Below are 22,972 nucleotides of genomic sequence, written 5' to 3' on the forward strand. Positions count from 1 at the left end.
GCGCGGCGCGCGATGGCGCCGCTCCGCCCTGCGTCCGCTCACGGTGCATCCTCCATCACCTGGTCGCGCAGATAGCGGCGCATGCGGTGATAGCTGGTCACATTGCCCTCGCCGTCGAGCGTGATGCGGTAGGCCGCCAGCAGATCGGTGGAGGAAGGAATGCGCTTCAACTCCAGCAGGTTGACCGTCATTTCCCACCCGCCGTCGCTGGCGCTGAACTCGGACACGCTGTCGGCGGAGAAGCCCGTGAGTTCCTGAACCTGCGTCTTCACCTTGCGGATCAGTTCCAATGTCGTCGCCATGCCTGGTCTCCTGCTCCGCGCGCCCATCCGCGCGGCCGCGCCTGTGCCGTGAATTGCCGCGCCGGGCGGAGCGGGGCTCCGTCCGGGCGGCCGTGTCGCTAGAGTCCGCTACGCATGCGCTCGCGGGCGATCTTCAACCGGGCCAGCAGGACGGTTTCCTGCGCCTCGTAGGCGGCTTCGTCGATGGTGCCGGCATCCAGCTGTTGTTCCAGATCCAGCAGCGCGGCACGGATGACGCCTTCGTCATAGAGCGTGCGCTCGGCCTGATCGGCGATGAGGCGGGCCAGCCAGAGCACGCCCTTGAGCGGCCCGACCGCCGGGGCGAACACCACATCCGTCAGCATGCCCATGGCGTCCGCCCTACCAGTGAATGGTGATGGTCACGAAATTATAGGGGGGCACCGGACCCACATATTTGAAGCTCAGCCGGTCGCCCCATTCCTCGTCCATCGCCCGGATGGCCGCGTCGAGCCCGGGCTCCAGCGCCTCGTCGACCAGGAAGGCCGCGTTGACGATCATCCGGTCGCCGATCACCTTGTTAAGGCGCGTCTTATGGACGAAGGTGCGTACGCGTTCGAGCACACGCTCCTCATCCTCCTGCCGCTTGCGCTGCAGCGCCTGACCGATCAGCTCGCCGAGCTGGATACGCTCATAATGGCTCTGGTCCGGCGAACGACCGACCAGCGAGTCGCGCAGCTTGCGGATGCCGGGGTTCTCCGCCAGCACCTCATCGAAGAGCGTTTCCTCGCGCCACGACGCCTTGAGCCCGAGTTCCATCCGCCCGTGCATCTGGCCGAGCAGGCTGACGAGTTCGTCCCGCCGCGCCCGCAGGATTTTCTCGATGATCGTCTCCGCGTCCGAACCGACGGTGCCGAAACACACGGGCAGCAGCGTGTGGCGGGCCATGACCGCTTCCAGCACCTTGGTGTGGGCCAGCATGTTGCGGCGGCTATTGTCGTACTCGATGCGCGGCGAATTGCTCACCACCGCCGCCAGCCGGCCGAGCTGCAGGGTGTGAACTTCGTCGCCGCGCCCGCCGATCGCCGGGACATCGAACCGTGCCGGGGCCGGCGCCTCGATGATGCCGTAGAGATATTTGCCGTCGCCGGCGGCGGCGGTCTCGGCGGTGCCGGGCAGGGTGAGGGTGGCGCTCATGACGGGCTCTTGGCGGTGGGAGGCGTCGCGGCCAGACGCAGGGAAAGGGGGGCGCCGCCGGCGGAGAGGAAATCCGACAGGCGGTCCAGGATGCGCGTGCACCAGGCGGCGACGGCGGGCGCGGTCCATTCCGGCCGCAGATGCAGGAAGCAGGCGCGCAGATCGTGGTAGGTGCTCGCGACTTCGGTGGCCATGCGCGCCATCAGCCCGTCGACCAGCAGAGCGTCGAGTTCCGCGGCGGCGGCGGATCGTCCCGCCTGGGCGAAGGGAACGACCTCCAGCGCGAAGGGCAGGCCGATCTGCGCATCGGCGAGCCGCAGCAGCGGCCGCAGCTGGTTCTCCGCCAGTGTGCCGGCGGCCACGGCGGCGCTTGCGCGCCGCTCCAGCTCCGCGCGTTGCGGCAGATTGTTCACCGCCCGTGCGAGGGTCAGCCGGTCGAGATGGTGCAGGGCGTCGGCAAAGCCGTGAGCGATGCAATAGGCATTGGCGAGAAGTTCCGTCACCGCGCCGGTCGAAAGGGTGCGGCCCAGTTCCGCCGCGAGGGGCGCGAGCGCGGCCGGGCCGTCGGCTTCCACCTTGAGGCCGCGCGCCGCCATGGTGGCCGGCGCTTCCGACAGCGGATGGGCATGCTCATGGGCGAGCAGCGCCTCGGCGGCAAGGCCGTCGCCCCAGAAGCCTTCGGCGATCATGATCGGACGATTGACGAAAACGAAGCACTCGCTCGCGTGGCGCGGATCGTAGAGATTGACCATCGGGCGCTGGGGCAGGCGGACGAGATCGTCGGCGACCAGACGGTGCGTGCGCGCCAGCTGGCCGACCAGCGGCGCGAGATCATCGAGCACGAACAGCGTGACCGTCTCATGCGGCCACGCGCCCTGATCCGCGAGCTTGCGCACCACGCGCTCTTCCGCCTGGACGATGGCCGAGATGTCGACCGCGCAGTCCGTGACGACCCGGACCCGGGCCGACCCGACCATGAACGTGCCGACCCCCTCGACGATGCCGGTCATCGGGTCAGACCTTCCGCAGCTTGACCTGAAGGATACCGTTGCGATGGCTGCGCTCCAGCGAGGCCGGGTCGACCGGGCCGGGCAGAGTCACCGTCTTGGCGTAGAGATGGCGGCCGGTTGTGGAGAGCGAGAGCTGGGTGCCTTCCAGCGACAGGGAAATCTCGCTTTCCGCCACGCCGGGAATTTCGGCGGTGACGATGACGTCCTCGTCCTCGTCGAACACGTCCACCAGCGGCTCGCGCACATCCTCGACCACCGGGCCCTTGGCCGTGGGGTTGAGGTTGCCGAAGCGGCGGACCTGCGGAACGCCGCTGATGCCGGTGCGCAGGCTGAAGCCGTAGACGCCCCGGGCCTGGTCTCCCAGGCCCTTCACCTTGAATTCGCCCTCGCGCTGTACCTCTTCGGCCTTTTCGACCAGCGAGCCGAGCATTTCGACAAGCCCGCCAAGGCCGCGAAACGCGGCGCCGAGATCGGCCATGGCTTCGGCCTTGGAGGCGTTCTCAGGCCGAGAACCCGCCTTCTTCCGCGGGGCCTCGTCCTTGTCCTTGCTGTCGTCCTGACCGGTCATGGCGCATTTTCCCTTGGCGGAATGGGAGGCCTAGTATTCGATGAGCGCGTGCGGCGACGGCGGCGGCGCGGCTTTGACTTCCTCACGTCGACGCCGGCGGGGCGCGGGCGCCTCACGGGCCGGGGAGGGTGGAGCGTCGAGGAGCAGCGTGCGCATCGAGGCCAGTTCCTCGTCCACCTTGGCCAGCATCCGCTCCGCCTCCGCGCGGCGGGCACTCCAGGCTTCCAGTTCGCGCAGGAGACGGGTGCGTTCATTCTCCAGCCGGGCGAAACGGCTCACGGCCTGCGTACGGTTGGCCGGGGCGGAGCGGGTCAGCCGGGTCTGGACGGTCGCAACGTCCCGCAGTCCCCTTGTGCGCGGCGTCTTCGGCTCGGCGGTCATGGCCGCGCCCCTTCGATGCCGGCTTTCGCGCCAGCGCGACGAGGGCGGGCCAGCGGCGGGCAGTGCGCGGCGATCAGCGCGTGGAGCGCGGCGCGGCGCTGCTCGCGGGCGATATTCTCGGCGCGCTGGCCGGAGAAGATGCGCGATTCCAGCGCGTCGGAGCACAGCTGCACGAAGCGGGGATCGTCGACAGAAATCGCGAAGCCCTCCTGTGCCGCCACACGGGCGATCATCAGGCTGGCGCGCATGGTCGGCGTCTGCTGGTAGTCACCGGAGGCGCGGAAGGCGCGGACAAGGTCGATGATCCGCCCGGCGCTGGCTTCGGGAAGCCCGGTGCGGGCGGCGGCCACCGCCAGCTCCATCGCCCGGTCGGGATAATCGACGTCGATGGTCGCAAGCCGGTCGGCGAGGGCGTCCTGGCTGGCATGGACGCCGGCATATTCCTGCGGATTGCTGGTGAAGATCGCCCGGAATTCCGGGTGGACCTTGATGTAGCACTCCTCGCGGGCCTGCGCCGGCAGGAACAGCATCCGCTCCTCGAACACGCCGAGAAGGACGTTGTGGGTTTCCGGCCGCGAGCGGGTGAACTCGTCATAGACCAGGGTGAACCCTTCGCGGCAGGCGGTGGTGAGCCGATGGTCGGTCCAGTGCTGGTTGGCGGTTTCTTCCAGCTTGGTCACGTTGTGAATGAACTGGTCCACCACCTTGCGGTAATGATAGCCGCGCTGCGAGCCGACGAGATCGGCGGTGCCGAGTTCGTTATCGCCAGTGATGATAATGACCGGCCGACCCAGCTGTGCCGCCACATGCAGCGCCAGCGTCGTCTTGCCGGTTCCTGCCGGACCCCGGAAGTGCAGGGGATAGCCGGCATTGAGGAAGGCCAGTCCGCGCCGGGTCAGGTCGCGCACCTGATCGGTTTCGACGAACCCCGTACGCGGACGAGGAGTCAGCGTGGAGCGGGCGGCGCGCCCGGCGTCCTTCGGCGCGGCCGGCGCTCCGCCGCCAAAACCGGATAGAGCCGACACCGGCTCCTGAGATGCGGCCTCACTCGTCATGCCGAAAATCCTCGTCTTGCCCGAACGGGCGGGGTCGCGATGCTGCCCTGCACCGGCGCCGTCAACACGCCGGTGCTCCTTGTCGATCAACCCGGCCGTGCCGATCAGGCGGACTTGCCGGAGGTCGTCTTGTCGCCCGAAGCCTTGTCGGCGGCAGGCTTGGCGTTGCCGGGCTTGCTGTCGGCCGTGGCAGGCGCCGCCTTCGCGGATTCGGTCTTGGCCGGCTCCGCCTTGATCGGTTCGCCCTTAGCGGGTTCGACCTTGGCGGGTTCAGCCTTCGCCGGCTCGGCCGGCGCGGCTTCCACCGGCGCGGGAGCGGGCTTCACCGGCTCCACGACCGCCGCAGCCTCTACCTTCGGCGGCTCGACCTTGGTGGGCGCGACGGGTGCCGGCTCGACCTTGGCGGGTGTGCCGGAGGAGACGCGCCCGTGCCAAAGGCTGGACGCCTGCTGCCGGTCCTTGGTCAGCGCCGCCAGAAAGGCGATGTTGTCCGCCGTCAGCTCCTGCACGGCGTTGCCGAGAGCCTTGCGGTCCTGCTGGCGCTGGCCAAGCGCCTTGGCGGCTTCCGCGTTCCGCTGAGCGGCCTGCGCGCCGAGCCATTTGCGGGTATTGCCGCGCAACGCCTTGAAACCATCGGCGAGGGCGCGGTCGAGGCGGGCGGCCTGCTGGGCGCGTTCCTTGCGGTAGCGGTCAATCCGCTCGTCGGCTTCGCCGAGGAGAATGGCGGTTCCCAGCTTGATGCTGCGCAGGGCCTCGTCGAGGCGCTTCTGCTGCTCCAAAGCCGATCGCCGCCGGGCGGCATGGGCCTCGCCGAGGTGGCGGGCGCTGTCCTGGCGAATGCGACCGAGCGCCTCGCGACGCGCCTCGCGCGTGGAGGCAAGGGTCGCGATGGTCTGTGAAATCTGGCTGGTCAAAGACATGCTCGGATGCTCCTTGCCCTCGTTGACGGTGGTGGTGTCGTCGTCGCCGGAAGCCGGAAAGGGCACTCGGGCCATCCTGGCTGGCGCATGTCGCCGGAGTCACCGATCAGTCTGGGAAGCAGACTGATCGGTGCCGGCTTCAGGACCCTGCGCGAAACGGTGCAAGTCGCGCGGCTGGGTCCCCTCCGGGAGGCGGCGCCGAGCGGGGCCTCACGGCTCGCCCGGCCGCGCCTCACGCCGCCTGGGCGCTCGCGGTGAGCCCGACGGCTTCGGCATACTTCAGATAGGTGTCGACGCCGGCGACGACGACGCGGGCCTCGACGGCCAGCAGCTCGATGCCGACCAGCGAAACGCGCACCCAAGCATCGACCACCACGCCCTTGTCGAGGATGCGATCCACGACTTCGGCCAGGCTGCTCGAGGCGTTGATCTTCTCTACGGCCATTTGAACCTCCTCAGAATGAAAGCTGGATAATTCCCGAATGTCACCGAACGAGCTCCGCAGAGCCTCCAACGGAGCCTTCGAGCGACGCCACACTGCGACGGACGCGCCCCGGAGCGAAAGGCGCCTTATCCCGCGACGGCGGCAGGCAAATCCGGCTTCGTCGGGGGCCACTGGGGTACCGTGGGGGGCGATCCCTTGTGGCGGCAGGGCAAACCCTTGGTTGAATGAGGGGAGCGCCTTGTGCAGCTGCCTAAGAACCGCTTCCCCCTACACTGCGAGGTGGTATCATTCGGGGGTCAACGTGCAGTCATCGACCTGGGCGCGACATTTGCGGGCGGAGACGCAGCCGCTCGCCCCTGCAATGCGACAATGCAGTTGGGTCGTAAGCGCCCATAGGCGGGCTTCAGATCGCCAAAATAAAATATTCATTTGCATAATTTCGAGAGCGGCTGTACCGAAACAGCTGATCGATCATCTTAATTACCCAAACGTCTAACGATAAACGGTCTCGGGGGCGAGAGTTTATTGGGAAAATTGAAATGAAATCATCTGTAATATTTGGCTGCGATCCTGGTTCCTTTAGTCGTCCACCGAAGAATGTCAGTGGTGCGCGGAGAAGGACGATCTGGCAGGGCGATCCGGTGGACGCGGTCCTGGCGAATTTCCCCGAAGGGGTGATCAGCTTCCGTCGTGGAGCGATACGAACGGCCAACATCGCCTTCTGCCGCCTGTTCGGGAGAACGCGCAGCCAACTCATCGGGCGCTCCGCCGAGGCTGTCCTTTCCGATCTTTCCTTTGCTCCCGCCGACATTGCCGCGATGCTGTCGGACACGCAGGGGCAGGCGGACGATATCGATCTGGTGCGCATGGCGGCCGGCCGCCCGCCGCAGGACCTGCGGATCCGGCGTTTCACCATTGATGGTGAAGGAGGAGGTACGCTGCGGGCGCTCGCCTTCATCGACGAAACCTCTTGGCGGGCAACTCAGCGCGCCACCGAGGTTCTCGTAGAGGAACTGCTGCGTGCCGATCGCCAGGCGGCGCTCGGCGAGATGGCGATGGCGCTCGCGCATGAGATCAACCAGCCGCTCGGGGCCATCGTCAATTTCGCCGGCGCCGCCCGCCGCTCGCTGACCGGCCGGGCGGTGCGGGCCGGGGAATTGGATGAGGTTCTGATCAATATCGGCTCAGAGGCCGCGCGTGCGGGCGACGTGGTCAAGAGCCTGCGCTCCTTTCTGAAGGGAGCGCCACAGCCCTCCACCGATGCGTGCGTGAATGCGGCGGTGAAAGTGGTGCTGGGGTTTGCCGAGCCGGCGATGCGCGAGCAGTGCATCGACTTCCGGCTCAGTCTGGCGCCGGACTTGCCGACCGTGCGGGGAGACCAGATCATCCTGCAGCAGATCATTCTCAACCTGGTGACAAATGCCATCCAGGCGATGGGAACCCAGCCCCTCGGCCACCGTCATCTCGACATCCGCACGACGCGGGAAGGAAGGTCGAAAGTCCGGGTCGATGTGCGCGACACCGGCATCGGCCTGCCGGCGGAACTGGGCGAACGCATCTTCGAGCCCTTCATTACCACCAAGGTGAATGGTTCGGGGCTGGGACTGTCCATCGCCCGCACCCTGGCCCAGCGGCTCGGCGGCAGCATCGAGGCTGCGCCGGAGTGCGGAGAGGGCACCCGCTTCACCATCCGCCTGCCGTGCCGTGGCGGCGACGAGGTGGCCGATGCGTGAGCCGGCGGTCTACATCGTCGATGACGACCCCGGTCTCAACGCCTCACTCGCCGCCCTCTTCCGGTCGGTCGGCCTGCGGACCGAGATGTTCCAGCACCCCCAGCCCTTCCTCGAACTCGCCCATATCAGCCGTCCCTCCTGCCTGCTGCTGGATGTGCGACTGCCCGGTATCAACGGGATCGATGTGCTTGAGCAGGTCGGGCGGATCGGCTGGACCATGCCGGTGGTGATGATCAGCGGGCATGCCGATGTGGTGATGGCGGTGCGGGCGCTGCATGCGGGTGCGCGCGACTTTCTGGAGAAGCCGGTGAACGACACCGTGCTGCTTCAGCTGGTGCAGCACTGGATCCGCTGGGATTCGCAGAATTATGCCTGCGAGGTCATCTGCGACAGCATCCGAGCCAAACTCGCCACCCTCACCGAGCGCGAGCAGTCGGTGCTGCAATGCATGCTGCGCGGTCAGCCCAACAAGGTGGCGGCGCACGCGCTCAATCTCAGCGTCAAGGCGGTCGAAGGTCATCGCATCAACCTGCTGCACAAGATGGGCGTGCAATCGCCGGTCGAATTGGTGCGCATGGTCAGTTCGTGTCCCAAGGCGACGTACAACCCGATGCGGTGTTCGCGCGACCATGGCGGGCGCGGCGGGGCCGAATATGGCTGCCCGCTGCTGCGCAAACCACGCTAGGCACGTCCTGCGAGAAGGACCACGCCGCCGGTCTCGGTTTGGCGGCGGCGTGGTCTTGCGCCTGACACGAAAGGGCGGGATAGCGTAGCCGCGCACCTTGGGTCCGGGCCGTCAGCACCGGAGCCTTCAACCGGATGAACGCCATGTCATTGTCTCACCTGCAGGCCGTCGTTTTCGACTGGGCCGGCACCGTTGTCGATTTCGGCTCACTGGCCCCGATGGGCGCGTTCGTCGACGCCTTCGCCGCCTTCAATGTCGCGATCAGCATCGACGAGGCACGGGTGCCGATGGGCATGGCCAAGCGGCCGCATGTGGCGGCGCTGCTCGCCATGCCGCGCATCGCCGCCGAATGGCAGCGCGTTCATGGCCACGCGCCGGGCGAGGCCGATATCGACGCGGTCTATGAGGTCTTCGTGCCGAAGAACATCGCCGTCGCTTCCGATTACGCCGACCTGATCCCCGGCGCGGCTGACATGGCGGCGTTCGTGCGGGCGCAGGGGCTGAAGATCGGCAGCACCACCGGCTACACGCGCGAGATTATGGCGAAGATCACGCCCATCGCGGCCGCGCAGGGTTTTGCCGCCGATGCCATGGCCTGCACCGGCGACGTGCCCGATGGCCGCCCGACGCCCTTCCTGATGTGGAAGGTGCTGACCGACCTTCAGGTCTACCCGCCTTCCACCGTGGTCAAGATCGACGACACCGAGGTCGGCATCGCCGAAGGGCTGAACGCCGGGGCGTGGACGGTGGGGGTCGCCGTCTCCGGCAATGTGTTCGGCCTCTCGCGCGCCGATACCGAGGCGCTGCCACCCGCCGAATTCGCCGCCCGCCGGGCACGCGCCGTGGCGAAACTGGCCGGAGCCGGGGCGCATTATGTCATCGACAGCGTCGCCGACCTGCCGGCGGTGCTGGCGGTCATCAATGGCCGTCTGGCGCGGGGCGAACGGCCCTGAGCGGGCCGGCGCGGTGGCGGGGCCTCAGCTCCGGGCGTCGTGCTCCCTGAGGAAGTCGGAGACGGTGGCAAGGCACGCTTCCGTCTCCTCCACATGCGGCATATGGCTGGAATCGGCGAACAGCACCCAGCGAATGTCCGGCACCTTCTCGCGATAGGGCCGCACCACCTCCGGCGTTGCCTCGTCATGCGCGCCCGAGATCAGCAGTGTCGGCGCGGCGATCTGCGGCAGCCGGTCCTCGATGGTCCAGTCCTTCATCGTTCCGATGACGTGGAACTCGGTTGGCCCGTTCATGTGGCGATAGACCGTGTTGTCCTCGTCCATCGCCGCAAAGGTGCGCGCGACCTCCGCCGGCCAGGGCGTGACCCGGCAGACATGGCGGTCATAGAACGCCATCGAGGCCTTGATGTAGTCGGGATGGGAGAGGGTGCCGGCGGCCTCGTGAGCCAGCAGCGTCGCCTGCACCTCGGCGGGAAGGTCGCGGCGCAGCCGGTTCGCCTCGGCGACCCAGGTGTGCATGTTGGCGGGGGAGTTGGCGATGATGAGCGCCTTTAGACCCTCCGGCCGCCGCACCGCGTGCTCGGCACCCAGCATGCCGCCCCAGGACTGGCCGAGAAAGGCATAGCGCCCGGCAATGCCGAGATGGGCGAGCAGGGCGTCGAGTTCCGCCAGGAACAGGTCGACGGTCCAAAACTCCGGCCCTTTCTCCGGCAGATGGGTCGACTTGCCATTGCCGAGCTGGTCGTAATGAATGACGGCCCGGCCATCCAGCGCGGTGATGCCCTTGAAGGCGTCGACATAATCATGGGTGCAGCCCGGCCCGCCATGCGCCACTACCAGCGGCAGGCGCGGCCCGGCGAGATCGCCCGTCACGCGGTACCAGGTCTCATAGCCCCGAAAGGGCATGAACCCTTCCACACTGGCGGCTGCGTTCATGCCGATTCTCCTGCGGCTGTCCTTCGATGGCCGAGGAAAATAGAAAGCCGCGTTCCGGGGCGGCAGCTATCAGAAGTGATAGGCGGGGTGTCGCTCCGGACTTCAGTCGAGCAGCCGCAGCCGCGCCGCGCGCACCGCCGCCTGGGTGCGGTTCTTCGCCTCCAGCTTTCGCATGGCGGCGTTGAGATGCATCACCACGGTGGGCACGGAGCGGCCGAGCGTGCGGGAAATCTCCTTGGCCGAGAGACCATCGGCGGCGTGGCGCAGGCATTCGCGCTCGCGGGCGGTGAGGCGGGGCAGCCCGTCGAGCCGGCGGTCGCCGCGCAGCCCGTCCGCCGCCGCATGCTGGAACATATGTGCCAGCAGGCCGAATTCGCCGAGGCAGCCGGGCGCCTCGTGCTCGGCGAAGCGGTGGTCGCCGCAGCGTATGCCGGTAACGGTCGCGTAGTCCCCTCCGGGCAGATGCACCGGCACGGTGACGCCGGCACTCAGGCCGCGCTCGGCAAGGAAGGCGGCGACCGGGGCGCTGTCCTCGTTCATGAAGGTGCGGATCACCGTTTCTGCCCGGGAATCATAGTTCCAGACGAAGGGCCTCGTGGTGCCGAGTGCCACCTTTTGCACCGGATCGAGCCGGAAATAACCGTGGCCGAACCAGTAGTCGCGCATGGTCTCGTCGACATTGCGCAGTTCCAGCACCGAAGGAAGCATCTGCTCGCCGCGCAGATCATAGCGCGCGGGGGTGTAGTCGTAGATGAGCGCGTCGAAGCCGAAGCCGGCCATCGCCTCGAACAGCAGGTCGACCTGCGCGCTGAGCGTTGCCGCTGCGCCGAAACGTTCCTCCATCGCCGCAATCTCGGCGCCCATGGCTGCGTCCTCTCCGCTTCGCACCGGCAACCCTATCACTTCTGATAGCTGGATTGGACTCCCGATTTCTCTAGGAAATGAGCATGCCTTAATGTTGAGCAGGGATGGCCGGGTCGATGTGGCGGGAAATCGAGCCGCAGGAGCGGCGGGAAGTGAGCGTCGGCGCGCACCGCGTGGTCGCCTACAGCTTCGGCGCCGGCGAGGAGACGGTTCTGCTGCTCAATGGCGGACCGGGCCTGCCCTGCGACTATCTGCGCGAGGCGCATTCCTGCCTGATCGACCAGGGCTACCGCGTCGTCGCCTTCGACCAGCTCGGCACCGGCGCGGCCGACCGTCCGACCGATCCATCGCTGTGGACGATCGAACGCTATGTCGAGGAGACGGAGACGGTGCGCACCGCGCTCGGTCTCGGCAAGGTGCATCTGCTCGGCCATAGCTGGGGCGGCTGGCTCGCCATCGACTATGCGCTCACCTACCCGGAAGCGCTTAAGAGCCTGATCCTCGCCGACACGGTGGCGGACATGCCGCATCTCGCGAGCGAGCTGGAGAAGCTGCGCGCCGCGCTCGGCCCCGAGACGGTGGCGATGATGCAGAAGCACGAGGCCGCCGGCACGTTCGATCACCCCGAATATCAGGCGGCGATCACCATCCTGAACTACCGCCATGTCTGCCGCCTGCCGGAATGGCCGGCGCCGGTGCAGCGCTCGCTCTCGGACTGGAATATGGGCCCCTACATGGCGATGCAGGGGCCGAACGAATTTCTCTATATCGGCAATCTGAAGGACTGGAACCGCATTCCCGATCTGCCGCGCATCACCGTGCCGACCTTCATCGTGGTGGGCGAGCGCGACGAACTCACCCCGGCCTGCGCGATGAAGATGAAGCACGCTTTGCCGGATGTGCGCCTCAACGTCGTCGCCAATGCCAGCCACATGCCGTTCTACGAGAATCCGGCCGGCTATTACCCGCCGCTGCTCGATTTTCTCGCCAGCGTGTCGCGCTAGAGATGCGTCGCTACTCCTTCATCCTGACGCGCCCGCTGCAATTCGTGCCCGTGGTGTTCGGCGTCAGCCTCGTCACCTTCGTGCTGGTGCGGATGATCCCCGGCGACCCGGCCCGCGTGCTGCTGGGCGCGCGCGCCACGCCCACGGCCATCGCCAATATCCGCGCGCAATACGGGCTCGATGAGCCGATCTGGCTGCAATATCTGTATTTCCTGCGCAATCTCGCCCATGGCGAGATGGGCATGTCGATCGTCTACAAGATCGACGTGCTGCGCCTGATCGGCACCCGCATCGAGCCGACCTTCGCGCTGGTGCTGTGCAGCGTGCTGCTTTCCATTCTCATCGCCGTGCCACTGGCGGCGCTGGCCGCGCGCAACCAGGGGCGCCCGATCGACCACGCCATCCGCTTCGTCTCTACCTTCGGCATCGGCTTTCCCCCGTTCTGGCTGGGGCTGATGCTGATGATGCTGCTGGCGGTCAAATTCCCGCTGCTGCCGGTTTCCGGCTATGGCGACACGCTGGGCGAGAAGCTCGCCCATCTCGCGCTGCCCTCGCTCACCATCGCGCTGTCGCTGTCCACCGTCCTGCTGCGCTCGCTGCGGGCGGCGATGGTGGACTGGCTGAAATCCGATGTCGCCACCGCCGCCCGCGCGCGCGGCATGCCCGAATCCATCGTGTTCTGGCGCCACGTGCTGCCAAATTCCATCGTGCCCACCATCAATCTGCTGGCGGTGAACATCGGCTGGCTGATCGGCGGCACGGTGGTGATCGAGAGCATTTTCGCGCTGCCCGGCATGGGGCAATTGCTGGTGCGCGCCATCTTCTCGCGCGACTACATGGTGGTGCAGGGCGTGGCCATGGTGTTCGCCTGCGCCACGGTGCTGGTCAACTTCCTCGCCGACATCGCCACGGTGGCCGCCGATCCGAGGGTGAAGCTGTGAGCGCCGCCGTTTCCCCCAAGCGGATGAACCGCACGCTCGTCGCCGGCCTCGTGCTGCTGGGCGGCTTCGTGCTGGCCGCGCTCGCCGCGCCACTGATCGCGCCCTATGACCCGATCTTCCAGGATGCGGCGGCGCGGCTGCAACCGCCCTCCTGGGCGCACCCTTTCGGAACCGACAATTTCGGCCGCGACATCCTCTCGCGCCTCATTTTCGGCGCCCGCGTCGATCTGCAGATGGCGCTGATCGGCGTGTTCTTCCCGCTCGTCATCGGCACGGTGATCGGCGCCATCGCCGGCTATCTCGGCGGGATCGTCGACGCGGTGCTGATGCGGCTGATCGACATCATTCTCGCGTTTCCCTTCCTCGTCCTGATGCTCTCCATCATCGCCATTCTCGGGCCGGGCCTCTCCAGCTTCTACATCGCCATGGCGCTGGTCGGCTGGGTGTCCTATGCGCGGCTGATCCGGGCGCAGATTCTCGTGCTGAAGAACGCCGATTACGCCGTGGCGGCGGTGAGCCTCGGCTTTTCGCGCACGCGGGTGCTGTTCCGCCATCTGCTGCCGAACTCGGTGGCGGGCTCGCTGGTGTTCTGCATGTCGGACGCGGTGCTGGTGCTGCTCTCCGGCGCGGCCATCTCCTATCTCGGGCTCGGCGTGCAACCGCCGACCGCCGAGTGGGGCATCATGGTCGCGGAGGGGCAGGCGTTCCTGTCGCAGGCGTGGTGGATCACCCTGTTCCCCGGCCTCGCCATCGTCTTGCTGGCGTTCGGTTTTTCCATGATCGGCGACGCGCTCGGCGAAGCGATGGGAGTTCACGAATGAGCGCCGCGCTGCTGTCCGTCCGCGATCTCTCCGTCGCCGTGAACGGCGCGGAGGGCCCGCGTACCCTGCTCGACCATGTCTCGCTCGACTTGTCGCCGGGCGAGATTCTCGGGCTCGTCGGCGAAAGCGGCTCCGGTAAGAGCCTGCTCTGCCGCACGCTGCTGCAATTGCTGCCTTCTCGCGCGCTTTCCGTTACCGGCGGGACAGCGATGATGGGCGGGCGCGACCTTCTGGCGCTGGACGAGGCGCAGATGCAGCAGGTGCGTGGCGCCGAAATAGGCATGATATTTCAGAACCCTAGCAGCCATCTCGACCCGGTCATGCGGGTCGGCGAGCAGATCGCCGAGGGGCTGCGTTTTCACCGGCGGCTCGACCGGGCGGCGGCGAAGGCGGAGGCGATCGCGCTGATGGGGCAGGTCGGGTTTACCGATCCGCCGCGCCAGTTCGGCGCCTATCCGCACGAGTTTTCCGGCGGCATGCGCCAGCGCGCCATGATCGCCGTGGCGCTCGCCTGCGACCCGAAAATCCTGATAGCCGACGAGCCGACCACCGCACTCGACGTGACCATCCAGGCGCAAATCCTGCGTCTGCTCATGGAGTTGCGCGAGAGCCGGGGCCTGTCCATCATCCTCATAACCCATGATCTCGGCGTGGTCGCCCAGACCTGCGACCGGGTCGCGGTGATGCGGCAGGGGCAGGTCGTGGAGGTCGGCGAGAAGCGCGCCCTGCTGGCCCACCCCCGGCATTCCTATACCCGCGCGCTGATCGCCAGCCACCCCTCAATGCCGGTGGACGATGAGGCCGATGAGGTGGACGATGTGACCGATCCGGCCGATGCGGCCGATCCGGCGCGCGTCGTCGTCCTGCCGTCGCGTCCGCTGGTTGAGATCGACGATCTCGACGTGCGCTTTCCCGTCGCCGGCGGGCTGTTCGGCCGGCGGCGCAGCTTCAGCGCGGTGGCCGGCGTATCGCTGCAGATCCGTCCGGGCGAGACGGTGGGCATTGTCGGCGAGAGCGGCTCGGGCAAGTCGACGCTGGCGCGCGCCATGCTCGGGCTGACCCCGGTCTCCGACGGTCATGTCGCCTTTGACGGCCTGAGCCTGCGCGGGCAGCCGGGCGCGGCGCTGGCACGCATCCGCCAGCAGGCGGCGATGGTGTTTCAGGACCCGTTCAACTCGCTGAACCCGCGCCTTACCATCGGGCAGACGCTGGCCGAGGTGCTGCGCGTGCAGGGCAAGGTGGCGCCCGCCGCCATTCCCGCCCGTGTCGAGGAATTGCTGCGCCTCGTGGAACTCGATCCCGCGCTGGCCGGGCGTCGTCCGCGCCAGCTTTCCGGCGGCCAGTGCCAGCGCGCGGGAATCGCGAGGGCGCTGGCGGTCGATCCCCGGCTGATCGTTGCCGATGAATGCGTCGCCGCGCTCGATGTCACCATCCAGGCGCAGATCGTGGCGCTGTTCCAGCGGCTGGTGGCGACCATGGACCTCACGCTGGTGTTCATCGCCCATGACCTCGCCATCGTGCGCCATCTCTGCACGCGGGTGGTGGTGATGCATCACGGGCGCATCGTGGAGGAGGGGCTCTGCGCCGAGGTCTTCGAGCGCCCGCGCGAGGCCTACACCGCCGCGCTGATCGCCGCCATTCCCGACATCGACCCGGACCGGCGCCTCATCGCGCCGCCGCCCGCCCTTGCCGTCTAACCACCAGAGGAAAAAACCGTGAAGACCGCACTCCGGACGTCCCGCCTCGCGGCTTTGGCCGCACTCCTCTCGCTCTCCACCAGCCTCGCCCATGCCGCTGGCGTGCTGAGCATCGCCCGCAACGAGGATTCGACCACTTTCGACCCCATCAAGTCGGCGCAGAATGTCGATAACTGGGTGTTCTCCAACGTGTTCGACGTGCTGGTGCGCGTCGATGCCAGCGGCACCCAGCTGGTGCCCGGCCTTGCCGAGAGCTGGACCATCTCCGAGGACGGGCTCACCTACACCTTCAAGCTGCGCGACGCCAAATTCTCCGACGGCGCGCCGGTCACCGCCGAGGACGCCGCCTACTCGCTGATCCGCATCCGCGACGACAAGGGCTCGCTCTGGTCCGACAGCTTCAAGATCATCGACACCGCGATCGCTACCGACCCCAAGACGCTGGTGGTGAAGCTGAAGGGCAAGTCGGTGCCGTTCCTCTCCATGATGGCGCTGCCCAATGCCTCGGTGCTGCCGAAGAAGCTGGTCGAAGGCGCCGCCGCCGACACCTTCGCCGAGAAGCCGGTGGGCTCGGGCGCTTTCAGCGTGGTGGAGTGGCGCCGCGGCGACCGCATCATCCTGAAGAAGAACCCGAATTACTGGGACGCCGGCAAGGTGAGCCTCGACGGCGTGGAATGGCTGGTCATTCCCGACGACAACACCCGCATGCTGAAGATCCAGGCCGGCGAGGTGGATGCCGCCATCACCGTGCCGTTCTCGCGCGTCGCCGAGCTGAAGACGAACCCCGCGCTCAAGGTCATCAGCGACCCCTCCACCCGCGAGGACCACATGCTCATCAACCACGAGCATGGCGCGCTGGCGAAGAAGGAGGTGCGCGAAGCGCTGGACCTCGCCATCGACAAGAAGGCCATCGTCGAGGCGGCGACCTTCAATCTCGGCGAGGTCGCCTATTCCTATGTGCCCAAGGGCTCGCTCTACCACTATGCTGACAATCTCCAGCGGCCCTATGACCCGGAAAAGGCGAAGAAGCTGCTGGCGGACGCTGGCGCCTCGGGCCTCACGCTGAACTATGTCGTCAACGCCGGCAAGGAGACGGACGAGCAGATCGCCGTTCTGGTGCAGCAGCAGCTGGCCAAGGCGGGCGTGAACGTGAACCTGCAGAAGGTGGACCCCAGCCAGAGCTGGGACATGCTGGTGAACGGGGATTACGACATCTCGGTCATGTACTGGACCAACGACATTCTCGACCCGGACCAGAAGACCACCTTCGTGCTCGGGCACGACACCAACATGAACTACATGACCCGCTACAAGAACGACGAGGTGAAGGCGCTGGTTGAGGCCGCCCGGCTGGAGACCGACCCGGTCAAGCGCGAGGCGATGTATGTCACGCTGCAGAAGACCGCCAAGGGTGATGTCAACTGGATCGACCTCTATTACAGCCCCTATATCAACGTCACCCGCGGCAATATCGAAAAATTCCACCAGAACCCGCTCGGCCGCTTCTTCCTGGAAGAGACGGTGAAGAACTGAGGCGTCAGGCCAGTTTCGGTGAACTCGATTTGACCGAAACTGGCCTAACTCTCTGATGATGCGCAATTCCTACCGCAAAACCGCCATGCACTTTTGCGGGAATTGCTCTAGCGGGGCGGCCGGGGCCAATTGCCGGCCGCTCATTCTGCCGTCAGGCGCGGGCCCCTCTGGCATCCGTCATCCCGGCCGTCGCCGCAAGGCGGCGCGCCGGGATCATCCGTCAGGACAGGTCAGCGATCCCGGATAGGACCGGCGGTCCTTCCGGGATGACGGCGTTGGACGACATTCGCGTCCGGTCGCTCTCCGCGCCCCTCGCGGCATAAAAAAGGGAGGGCCCTGCGGCCCTCCCTCGGTCGTTGTCAGATGGTACCGATCACTTGTTGATGTCGGTCCAGATACGGGCATAGAGCTGGGAGACTTCCGGCGCGCAGGTCTCCAGGAACTCGCCGGCCTTCTCGAACTGCGGCGGCACGTTCAGCTCCGGCGCGCCCTTCATGTTCTCGGGGAAGAAGGCTTCCGAACCCTTGATGCCGTTCGCATATTTCGCGAAGGCCGAGATCATCGCCGCGTTTTCCGGCTCCATGATGAAGTTCATGAACGCCTTGGCGTTCTCCGGGTTCTTGGCGTCCTTCAGCACGGCCACGCTGTCCATGAACACCGGATAGCCTTCCTTGGGGTAGCCGAAGGCGATGTCCGGGTTCTTCAGGCGCGCGCGCAGGATGGCGCCGTTCCAGTAATACACGCCGGCATAGTCGCCCGACGGCAGCTTCTCGGTGACGGAATAGTCCATGGCCAGCCATTTCGGCTTGGCTTCCAGCAGCTTGTCACGCACCTGCTTCAGCAGCGCCTTGTCGGTGGTGCACCAGTTGCCGCCGAGATATTTGATGGTGGCGTAGAGCACGTCGTTCATTTCCGGCTCGACATTGATCTTGCCGATCAGCTCCTTCGGCGGATCGAGGAAGATCGCCGAGGTGTTGATGTCGCCGCCATAGACCTTCGTGTTCACGCCGATGCCGCTGACGCCCCACTGCCACGGCACGGAATAGTGCCGGCCGGGATCCCACGGCACGTTCACCCAGCGCGCGTCGACATTCTTGAAGTTCGGCATCTGGTCCGGCCGGGCCTCCAGCAGCAGGCCCTCCTTGATCCAGATCGGCATGTAGTTGGCCGAGGGGACGACGATGTCGAAGCCATGGCCGCCGGCGCGGATCTTGGCCAGCGCCGTGTCGTTGGAATCGTAATCGGTGACGGTCACCTTGACCTTGTGGGTCTCCTCGAACTTCTTGATCAGTTCGGGGCTGGTGTAGTCACCCCAGTTGTAGATGTTCAGCTGCCCCTCGGCGCAGGCCGCGCCCGCGCTGACGAGAAGGGCGAGAGCCGCCACCATCGTCGATTTCAGTGTCATCGTTCCACTCCGTCCGGTCCGTTGTTTCTGGCGTGTCGGATTAGGTTTGTCGGTCAGGCTTTCTTGCGGTTGATGAAGAAGAATACCGTCACCAGCGCCACCGACAGCACCAGGAAGGCCGCCGCAATCGCGTTGATCTCCGGCGTTACCGCCCGGCGCAGCTGACCCAGCATGTAGGTCGGCAGCGTGTCCTGCCCGCCCGATTTGACGAATTCGGAAATCACCACGTCGTCCAGCGAGATGACGAAGGCCAGCATGAAGCCGGCGATGATGCCCGGCCGCAGCAGCGGCAGCGTCACCCGCCGGAACACCTGCCAGGGCGGGGCGTAAAGATCCGCCGCCGCGCGCTCCAGCGACTGGTCCATGCCCTCCAGCCGCGCCCGGATGGGTAGATAGGCGAAGGGGATGCAGAAGGCGGTGTGCGCCAGGATGAGATAGCCGAGCCCGGAATAGCCGGTCCACACCTTCACCTTGGCGAACACAATCAGCAGGGCCACGGCGGTGACGATCTCCGGCACCATCAGCGGCAGGTTGATGAAGGCGTATTTGAACGACAGGCCGGGATAGGGCGGGGTGCGGGTGGTGGCCAGCGCCGCCATGGTGGCGGCGATGGTCGCCATCGTCGCCGCGCTCACCGCGATGATGAGCGAACGCCATGCGGCATCCTGCACCGCCTGGTTTTCCGCCGCCTCATAGAACCAGTGCAGCGAGAAGCCGCCCCAGCTGGACAGCGAGTCGCTGGCGTTGAAGGCATAGACCACCAGCGTCGCGATCGGCAGGTAGAGCATCGCGAAGGTGAACAGCGCGACCGTGCCGAAGCCGGGCTGCACGCGTATGTCGAAGCGCGGCTTAGCCATGCCCGCCTCCCGAGCGCGTGGCGTTGCGCACATAAACCAGCATGGCGACCATGACGAGGAGCATCAGCGAGATCGACAGCGCCGCGCCGAGCGGCCAGTTGCGACCGGCGCCGAACTGCAGCTCGATGAGATTGGCGAGCATCAGATTCTTGCCGCCGCCGAGCACGCGCGGAATGACATAGGCGCCGAGCGAGGGGACGAAGACCAGGATGGAGCCGGCGACGATGCCCGGCTTCACCAGCGGCAGGATGATGCGCCGCAGCACGGCGAGCCGGCCGGCATAGAGATCGTACCCGGCCTCGACCAGCCGGAAGTCGAGCTTCTCCATGCTGGCATAGAGCGGCAGCACCATCAGCGGCAGGTAGACATAGACCATGCCGAACAGGATCGCCCAGTCCGTGTACATGATCGGGATCGGCTCGTTGATGATGCCGAGCCACATTAGCAGCGTGTTCAGCACGCCCTCATTGCGGATCACCTGCTGCATCGCGAAGGTGCGGATGAGCAGATTGGTCCAGAACGGGATGGTGATGAGGAACACCCAGACCTCGCGGGTGCTGCGCGGCCGTGTGGCGATGAAATAGGCCGTGGGGAAGCCCAGTGCCAGAGTCGCCAGCGTGGTGATGACCGACAGCCGCACCGAGCGCCAGAGGATCGACAGATGCGCGTCGGCCAGCGTCACCGTGTCGTCGAAGATGTCGCGCTGGAAGAGAACGGAGAACCAGCCGTCGAGCGAGAACTCGCCGGGCTTCACGTCGCCATAATCGCCCTTCGCCATGAAGGAATAGGCCAGCATGACGAAAAGCGGGCCGATGGCGGCGATGAAGACGATGAACAGCGCCGGCAGCGACAGCAGCCAGCGCGTGCGGGTTTTCGACTGTTCGTCGCGTCGGGCGATCTCGGCCGCGCTCGCCATCGCTCAGTCCCGCAGCACTTGCGCCGCATCGGGCGCGATGTCGATGCCGACGCGATCGCCGACGCTGGCGCCGCAGGATTTGCTGCGCGAGTTCTGCTGCCGCACCATGAAGGTGGAACCCTGGTCCAGCTTCACATGGATATGGGTGTCGGTGCCGAAATAGACGATGTTCTCCACCACGCCGGACAGCTGGCCGCCGGTGGTGACCATGCGCGCATGTTCCGGCCGCACCACCACCGTCGCCTCGCCCGCCGGGCGGTAGCCTTCCGCGAGACTGGCGGAAATCTCGATGCCGGAGGGCAGGCGCACCCGTGCCACGCCCTCTTCGATGCCGACCATGGCGGCGGAGAGGAAATTGGTCTCGCCGATGAAGTCGGCGACGAAACGCTCGGCCGGCTTGTCGTAAATGTCCCACGGCGTGCCGACCTGCAGCACCCGGCCCTTGGACATGACCGCGATGCGGTCGGACATGGTGAGCGCTTCTTCCTGGTCATGGGTGACGAAGATGAAGGTGATGCCGGTCTCGCTCTGCATGCGCTTGAGCTCGATCTGCATCTCCTTGCGCAGCTTGTAGTCGAGCGCGGAAAGCGGCTCGTCGAGCAGCAGAACCTTCGGCGCCGGGGCCAGCGCCCGGGCGAGGGCGACGCGCTGGGCCTGGCCGCCGGAAATCTGGTCGGTGCGGCGCTGCGCCAGCTCCTCCATATGGACGAGCTTGAGCATCTCGGCCACGCGCGCCTCGATCTTCCCCTTGGCCCAGCCGAGCATTTGCAGGCCGAAGGCGACGTTCTCCCACACCGTCAGATGCGGGAAGAGGGCATAGCTCTGAAATACCGTATTGATGGGCCGCTTGAACGGCGGCAGGCCGGCGATGTCCTCGCCATGCAGGCGGATCGTCCCTTCGGTGGGATATTCAAACCCCGCGATCATCCGCAGCAACGTCGTCTTGCCGCAGCCTGACGGTCCTAATAACGTGAAGAATTCGTTTTCGCGTATGGCGACCGAGACATTGTCGAGCGCCCGAAGGGCGCGCGGGCCTTCGCCGAATTGCTTGACGATGCCATGGCAATCGACAGCGATGCGGGCGTCCGGTACAGGGGAAGGCTCCGGCATTATTCACCCGTTGCTAGAAAGGGGCACCAAAAGGGGCGTCGAACACACCGCAAGCGGTGCCATCGGACAGCAGCCTAAGTGAGCCCTCCTCATCCGGCAAGCGGAGAGGAGGGCAATGTGATCATATTTTTGGCCGGTCCTGTTTAAAGGCAATCGGCGGGCGGCGCGCCGCCCAGGGGGCGGCTTCCTCGATGCGCGCGCACAGGCCGAGCAGCGCTTCGTCATGGCCGAAGGGCGCGGCGAGGTGAATGCCGACCGGCAGGCCGTCGGGCGTCCAGTGCAGCGGCAGCGAGGCGGCGGGCTGGCCGGAGGCATTGAAGGCGGCGGTGAAGGGCGAATAGGCGAACACCCCGTCCGGCCCCATCCGGTAATCGAGGTAATTCCGGCCGACATGGTCGAAACGCCCGAGCTTCGCCGGCGGCTCGGCGAGGGTCGCGGTCAGCAGGAAATCGGCGTGCTGGAAGAAGGCGGCCATTTCGCGCCCATAGGCATGCACCTTGTTGACGGCGTCGAGATAGTCGGCGCCGCTGATGCCGCGCGCATAGTCCACCGCCGAGCGGGCGACGCTCTCGATCTCATCGTCCTCCAGCGGCCGGCCGCGCCGGCGCACCGCGCTTTCCACCGTCAGGGCGGTGCCGCAGCCGACGATCTTGGTCCAGGCCGCCATCATGCCCGCCGTATCGGCCTCCGGCCGGGCCTCGACCAGACGGTGGCCGAGGCTCTCCAGCAGCTTCGCGGCTGATTCCACCGCCGCCCGGCATTCCGGCGCGATGGGATCGCCGGTCAGCGTCGTGGTGGTGAAGGCGATGGTGAACGGCCCGTCGCGCCGCGCCAGCGCGGCGGCGAAGGAGGCTTCCAGCGGCGGCGCGACATAGGGGGCGCCGAGATCCGGGCCCTGCGTCACGTCGAGCAGCACCGCCGTGTCGCGAACGGAACGGGTGAGGAAGCCGTCAATGGCCATGCCGGCCCAGCCTTCGCCGACATAGGGGCCATCGGGCGTCCGGGCGCGGGTGGCCTTGAAGCCGAACAGGCCACAGGAAGAGGCGGGGATGCGGACCGAGCCGCCGCCATCCGAGCCATGCGCGGCGGGGAGGATGCCGGCCGCCACCGCCGCTGCCGCGCCGCCGGAGGAGCCGCCGGGCGTGTGGCCGAGATTCCACGGGTTGCGGGTCGGCCCGCCATAGACCGCCGCCTCGGTGGTGGGCCCGACGCCGCCTTCGGGCGAGGTGGTGCGGCCGAAGGTGACGAGCCCGGCCGCCCGCAGACGGGCATAGATGGCCGAATCCTGCCCGTAGCGCGTGTTGGCGAACAGGCGCGAGCCATTATTGGAGGGGAACTCCATCGCCTCGGCGCCGAGGTCCTTGAGCAGGAACGGCACGCCCTTCAGTGGCCCTTCCGGCAGCCCTTCCTCGATCATCCGGCGCGCCACCTCTTCGCGCAGCAGCGTCACCGCGTTGAGCTGCGGGTTGAGGGCGGCGACGCGGGCGAGCGCCTCGTCGAGCAGTTCGCCGGGGGTGACATCGCCCTTGGCGACGTGGTCTGCGAGAGCGACGGCGTCGCTCGCATCGTAAAGTTCGCTGATGTCCATGAGGCGGTGTCCGCTACCACAGGGGGGTAGAGATGTATCGCCTCCCGGCCGGCGGGCGCGCAAGAGCCGCCCGGTTGCGTCCCTGCGGGCTGG

General features: G+C 66.8%; 24 protein-coding genes. 8 read left to right on the forward strand and 16 right to left on the reverse strand.

The genetic code is table 11. The features are described from left to right. Nucleotides 1-38 precede the first annotated feature (38 nt). The 9 genes from J2S75_RS00775 to gvpA all read right to left on the reverse strand — a co-directional run bounded on the left by J2S75_RS00775 (nt 39) and on the right by gvpA (nt 5,836). The gene (locus J2S75_RS00775) at nt 39-329 is read right to left on the reverse strand and encodes a gas vesicle protein GvpO (RefSeq protein ID WP_307017271.1); all 291 of its coding nucleotides are present in this window, start codon (nt 327-329) and stop codon (nt 39-41) included. 71 nt (nt 330-400) lie between these two features. Then, a complete protein-coding gene (locus J2S75_RS00780) occupies nt 401-652 on the reverse strand; it encodes a gas vesicle protein GvpG (protein WP_307017273.1) in 252 nt (83 codons plus the stop codon). Between the two features lie 10 nt (nt 653-662). After that, nucleotides 663-1,457, reverse strand: a complete 795-nt coding sequence (locus J2S75_RS00785) for a GvpL/GvpF family gas vesicle protein (RefSeq protein WP_307017275.1) — start codon at nt 1,455-1,457, stop codon at nt 663-665. Then, entirely contained in the window at nt 1,454-2,467 is a 1,014-nt protein-coding gene (locus tag J2S75_RS00790; RefSeq protein ID WP_307017277.1) for a hypothetical protein, read from the reverse strand. Before J2S75_RS00790 ends, J2S75_RS00785 begins: the two co-directional genes overlap by 4 nt. Nucleotides 2,468-2,471: 4 nt before the next feature. Continuing rightward, the gene (locus J2S75_RS00795) at nt 2,472-3,035 is read right to left on the reverse strand and encodes an Hsp20/alpha crystallin family protein (RefSeq protein ID WP_307017279.1); all 564 of its coding nucleotides are present in this window, start codon (nt 3,033-3,035) and stop codon (nt 2,472-2,474) included. A 30-nt stretch (nt 3,036-3,065) separates the two neighbouring features. Continuing rightward, nucleotides 3,066-3,416: a hypothetical protein gene (locus J2S75_RS00800; protein WP_307017281.1), complete on the reverse strand. Its 351-nt coding sequence runs from the start codon at nt 3,414-3,416 to the stop codon at nt 3,066-3,068. Beyond that, nucleotides 3,413-4,471, reverse strand: coding sequence for a gas vesicle protein GvpN (gene gvpN, locus J2S75_RS00805; RefSeq protein ID WP_307017282.1), 1,059 nt, complete (start codon nt 4,469-4,471; stop codon nt 3,413-3,415). The genes J2S75_RS00800 and gvpN overlap by 4 nt, the downstream gene beginning before the upstream one ends. Before the next feature lie 104 nt (nt 4,472-4,575). Next, nucleotides 4,576-5,457, reverse strand: coding sequence for a hypothetical protein (locus tag J2S75_RS00810; RefSeq protein ID WP_307017284.1), 882 nt, complete (start codon nt 5,455-5,457; stop codon nt 4,576-4,578). A gap of 166 nt (nt 5,458-5,623) precedes the next feature. Next, entirely contained in the window at nt 5,624-5,836 is a 213-nt protein-coding gene (gene gvpA / locus J2S75_RS00815; RefSeq protein WP_018390783.1) for a gas vesicle structural protein GvpA, read from the reverse strand. Nucleotides 5,837-6,477: 641 nt separating this feature from the next. On the opposite strand from gvpA, the gene J2S75_RS00820 reads away from it, so the two are divergent. The 3 genes from J2S75_RS00820 (at nt 6,478) to phnX (ending at nt 9,207) form a co-directional block, all read left to right on the forward strand. Next, nucleotides 6,478-7,569: a sensor histidine kinase gene (locus J2S75_RS00820; RefSeq protein WP_307017288.1), complete on the forward strand. Its 1,092-nt coding sequence runs from the start codon at nt 6,478-6,480 to the stop codon at nt 7,567-7,569. Continuing rightward, nucleotides 7,562-8,254 carry a response regulator transcription factor gene (locus J2S75_RS00825; RefSeq protein ID WP_307017291.1) on the forward strand — a complete coding sequence of 231 codons (693 nt, stop codon included), beginning with the start codon at nt 7,562-7,564 and terminating at the stop codon, nt 8,252-8,254. The genes J2S75_RS00820 and J2S75_RS00825 overlap by 8 nt, the downstream gene beginning before the upstream one ends. 134 nt (nt 8,255-8,388) lie before the next feature. Continuing rightward, complete coding sequence (gene phnX / locus J2S75_RS00830) at nt 8,389-9,207, forward strand: phosphonoacetaldehyde hydrolase (RefSeq protein WP_307017293.1); 819 nt, start codon at nt 8,389-8,391, stop codon at nt 9,205-9,207. A 24-nt stretch (nt 9,208-9,231) separates the two neighbouring features. Here phnX and J2S75_RS00835 read toward each other — a convergent pair whose 3' ends face one another. Then, nucleotides 9,232-10,143 carry a proline iminopeptidase-family hydrolase gene (locus J2S75_RS00835; RefSeq protein ID WP_307017295.1) on the reverse strand — a complete coding sequence of 304 codons (912 nt, stop codon included), beginning with the start codon at nt 10,141-10,143 and terminating at the stop codon, nt 9,232-9,234. Between the two features lie 102 nt (nt 10,144-10,245). Beyond that, nucleotides 10,246-11,007: a helix-turn-helix transcriptional regulator gene (locus J2S75_RS00840; RefSeq protein WP_307017297.1), complete on the reverse strand. Its 762-nt coding sequence runs from the start codon at nt 11,005-11,007 to the stop codon at nt 10,246-10,248. A 116-nt stretch (nt 11,008-11,123) separates the two neighbouring features. Between J2S75_RS00840 and J2S75_RS00845 the strand changes: the two genes are divergently transcribed. Genes J2S75_RS00845 through J2S75_RS00865 form a run of 5 tightly spaced genes read left to right on the forward strand, consistent with a single transcriptional unit; the run spans nt 11,124 to nt 17,003 of the window. Beyond that, complete coding sequence (locus tag J2S75_RS00845; protein ID WP_307018463.1) at nt 11,124-12,011, forward strand: proline iminopeptidase-family hydrolase; 888 nt, start codon at nt 11,124-11,126, stop codon at nt 12,009-12,011. A 2-nt stretch (nt 12,012-12,013) separates the two neighbouring features. Beyond that, nucleotides 12,014-12,952: an ABC transporter permease gene (locus J2S75_RS00850; RefSeq protein ID WP_307017299.1), complete on the forward strand. Its 939-nt coding sequence runs from the start codon at nt 12,014-12,016 to the stop codon at nt 12,950-12,952. Between the two features lie 23 nt (nt 12,953-12,975). Then, nucleotides 12,976-13,773 carry an ABC transporter permease gene (locus tag J2S75_RS00855; protein WP_307018465.1) on the forward strand — a complete coding sequence of 266 codons (798 nt, stop codon included), beginning with the start codon at nt 12,976-12,978 and terminating at the stop codon, nt 13,771-13,773. Next, the gene (locus J2S75_RS00860; protein ID WP_307017301.1) at nt 13,770-15,470 is read left to right on the forward strand and encodes a dipeptide ABC transporter ATP-binding protein; all 1,701 of its coding nucleotides are present in this window, start codon (nt 13,770-13,772) and stop codon (nt 15,468-15,470) included. Before J2S75_RS00855 ends, J2S75_RS00860 begins: the two co-directional genes overlap by 4 nt. A gap of 18 nt (nt 15,471-15,488) precedes the next feature. After that, nucleotides 15,489-17,003 carry an ABC transporter substrate-binding protein gene (locus J2S75_RS00865; RefSeq protein WP_307017303.1) on the forward strand — a complete coding sequence of 505 codons (1,515 nt, stop codon included), beginning with the start codon at nt 15,489-15,491 and terminating at the stop codon, nt 17,001-17,003. A gap of 373 nt (nt 17,004-17,376) precedes the next feature. Here J2S75_RS00865 and J2S75_RS00870 read toward each other — a convergent pair whose 3' ends face one another. The 5 genes from J2S75_RS00870 to J2S75_RS00890 form a co-directional block, all read right to left on the reverse strand. Further along, the gene (locus J2S75_RS00870; RefSeq protein WP_307017306.1) at nt 17,377-18,408 is read right to left on the reverse strand and encodes an ABC transporter substrate-binding protein; all 1,032 of its coding nucleotides are present in this window, start codon (nt 18,406-18,408) and stop codon (nt 17,377-17,379) included. A gap of 53 nt (nt 18,409-18,461) precedes the next feature. Continuing rightward, complete coding sequence (locus tag J2S75_RS00875; protein WP_307017309.1) at nt 18,462-19,265, reverse strand: ABC transporter permease; 804 nt, start codon at nt 19,263-19,265, stop codon at nt 18,462-18,464. Further along, nucleotides 19,258-20,181 (reverse strand): ABC transporter permease, encoded by a 924-nt coding sequence (locus tag J2S75_RS00880; RefSeq protein ID WP_307017311.1) that lies wholly within the window; start codon nt 20,179-20,181, stop codon nt 19,258-19,260. The genes J2S75_RS00875 and J2S75_RS00880 overlap by 8 nt, the downstream gene beginning before the upstream one ends. 3 nt (nt 20,182-20,184) lie before the next feature. Further along, nucleotides 20,185-21,291 (reverse strand): ABC transporter ATP-binding protein, encoded by a 1,107-nt coding sequence (locus tag J2S75_RS00885; protein WP_307017313.1) that lies wholly within the window; start codon nt 21,289-21,291, stop codon nt 20,185-20,187. Nucleotides 21,292-21,412: 121 nt separating this feature from the next. Beyond that, nucleotides 21,413-22,879, reverse strand: coding sequence for an amidase (locus J2S75_RS00890; protein ID WP_307017315.1), 1,467 nt, complete (start codon nt 22,877-22,879; stop codon nt 21,413-21,415). Nucleotides 22,880-22,972: the final 93 nt, after the last annotated feature.

The organism is Ancylobacter polymorphus (assembly GCF_030813495.1).
GTDB lineage: Bacteria > Pseudomonadota > Alphaproteobacteria > Rhizobiales > Xanthobacteraceae > Ancylobacter > Ancylobacter polymorphus.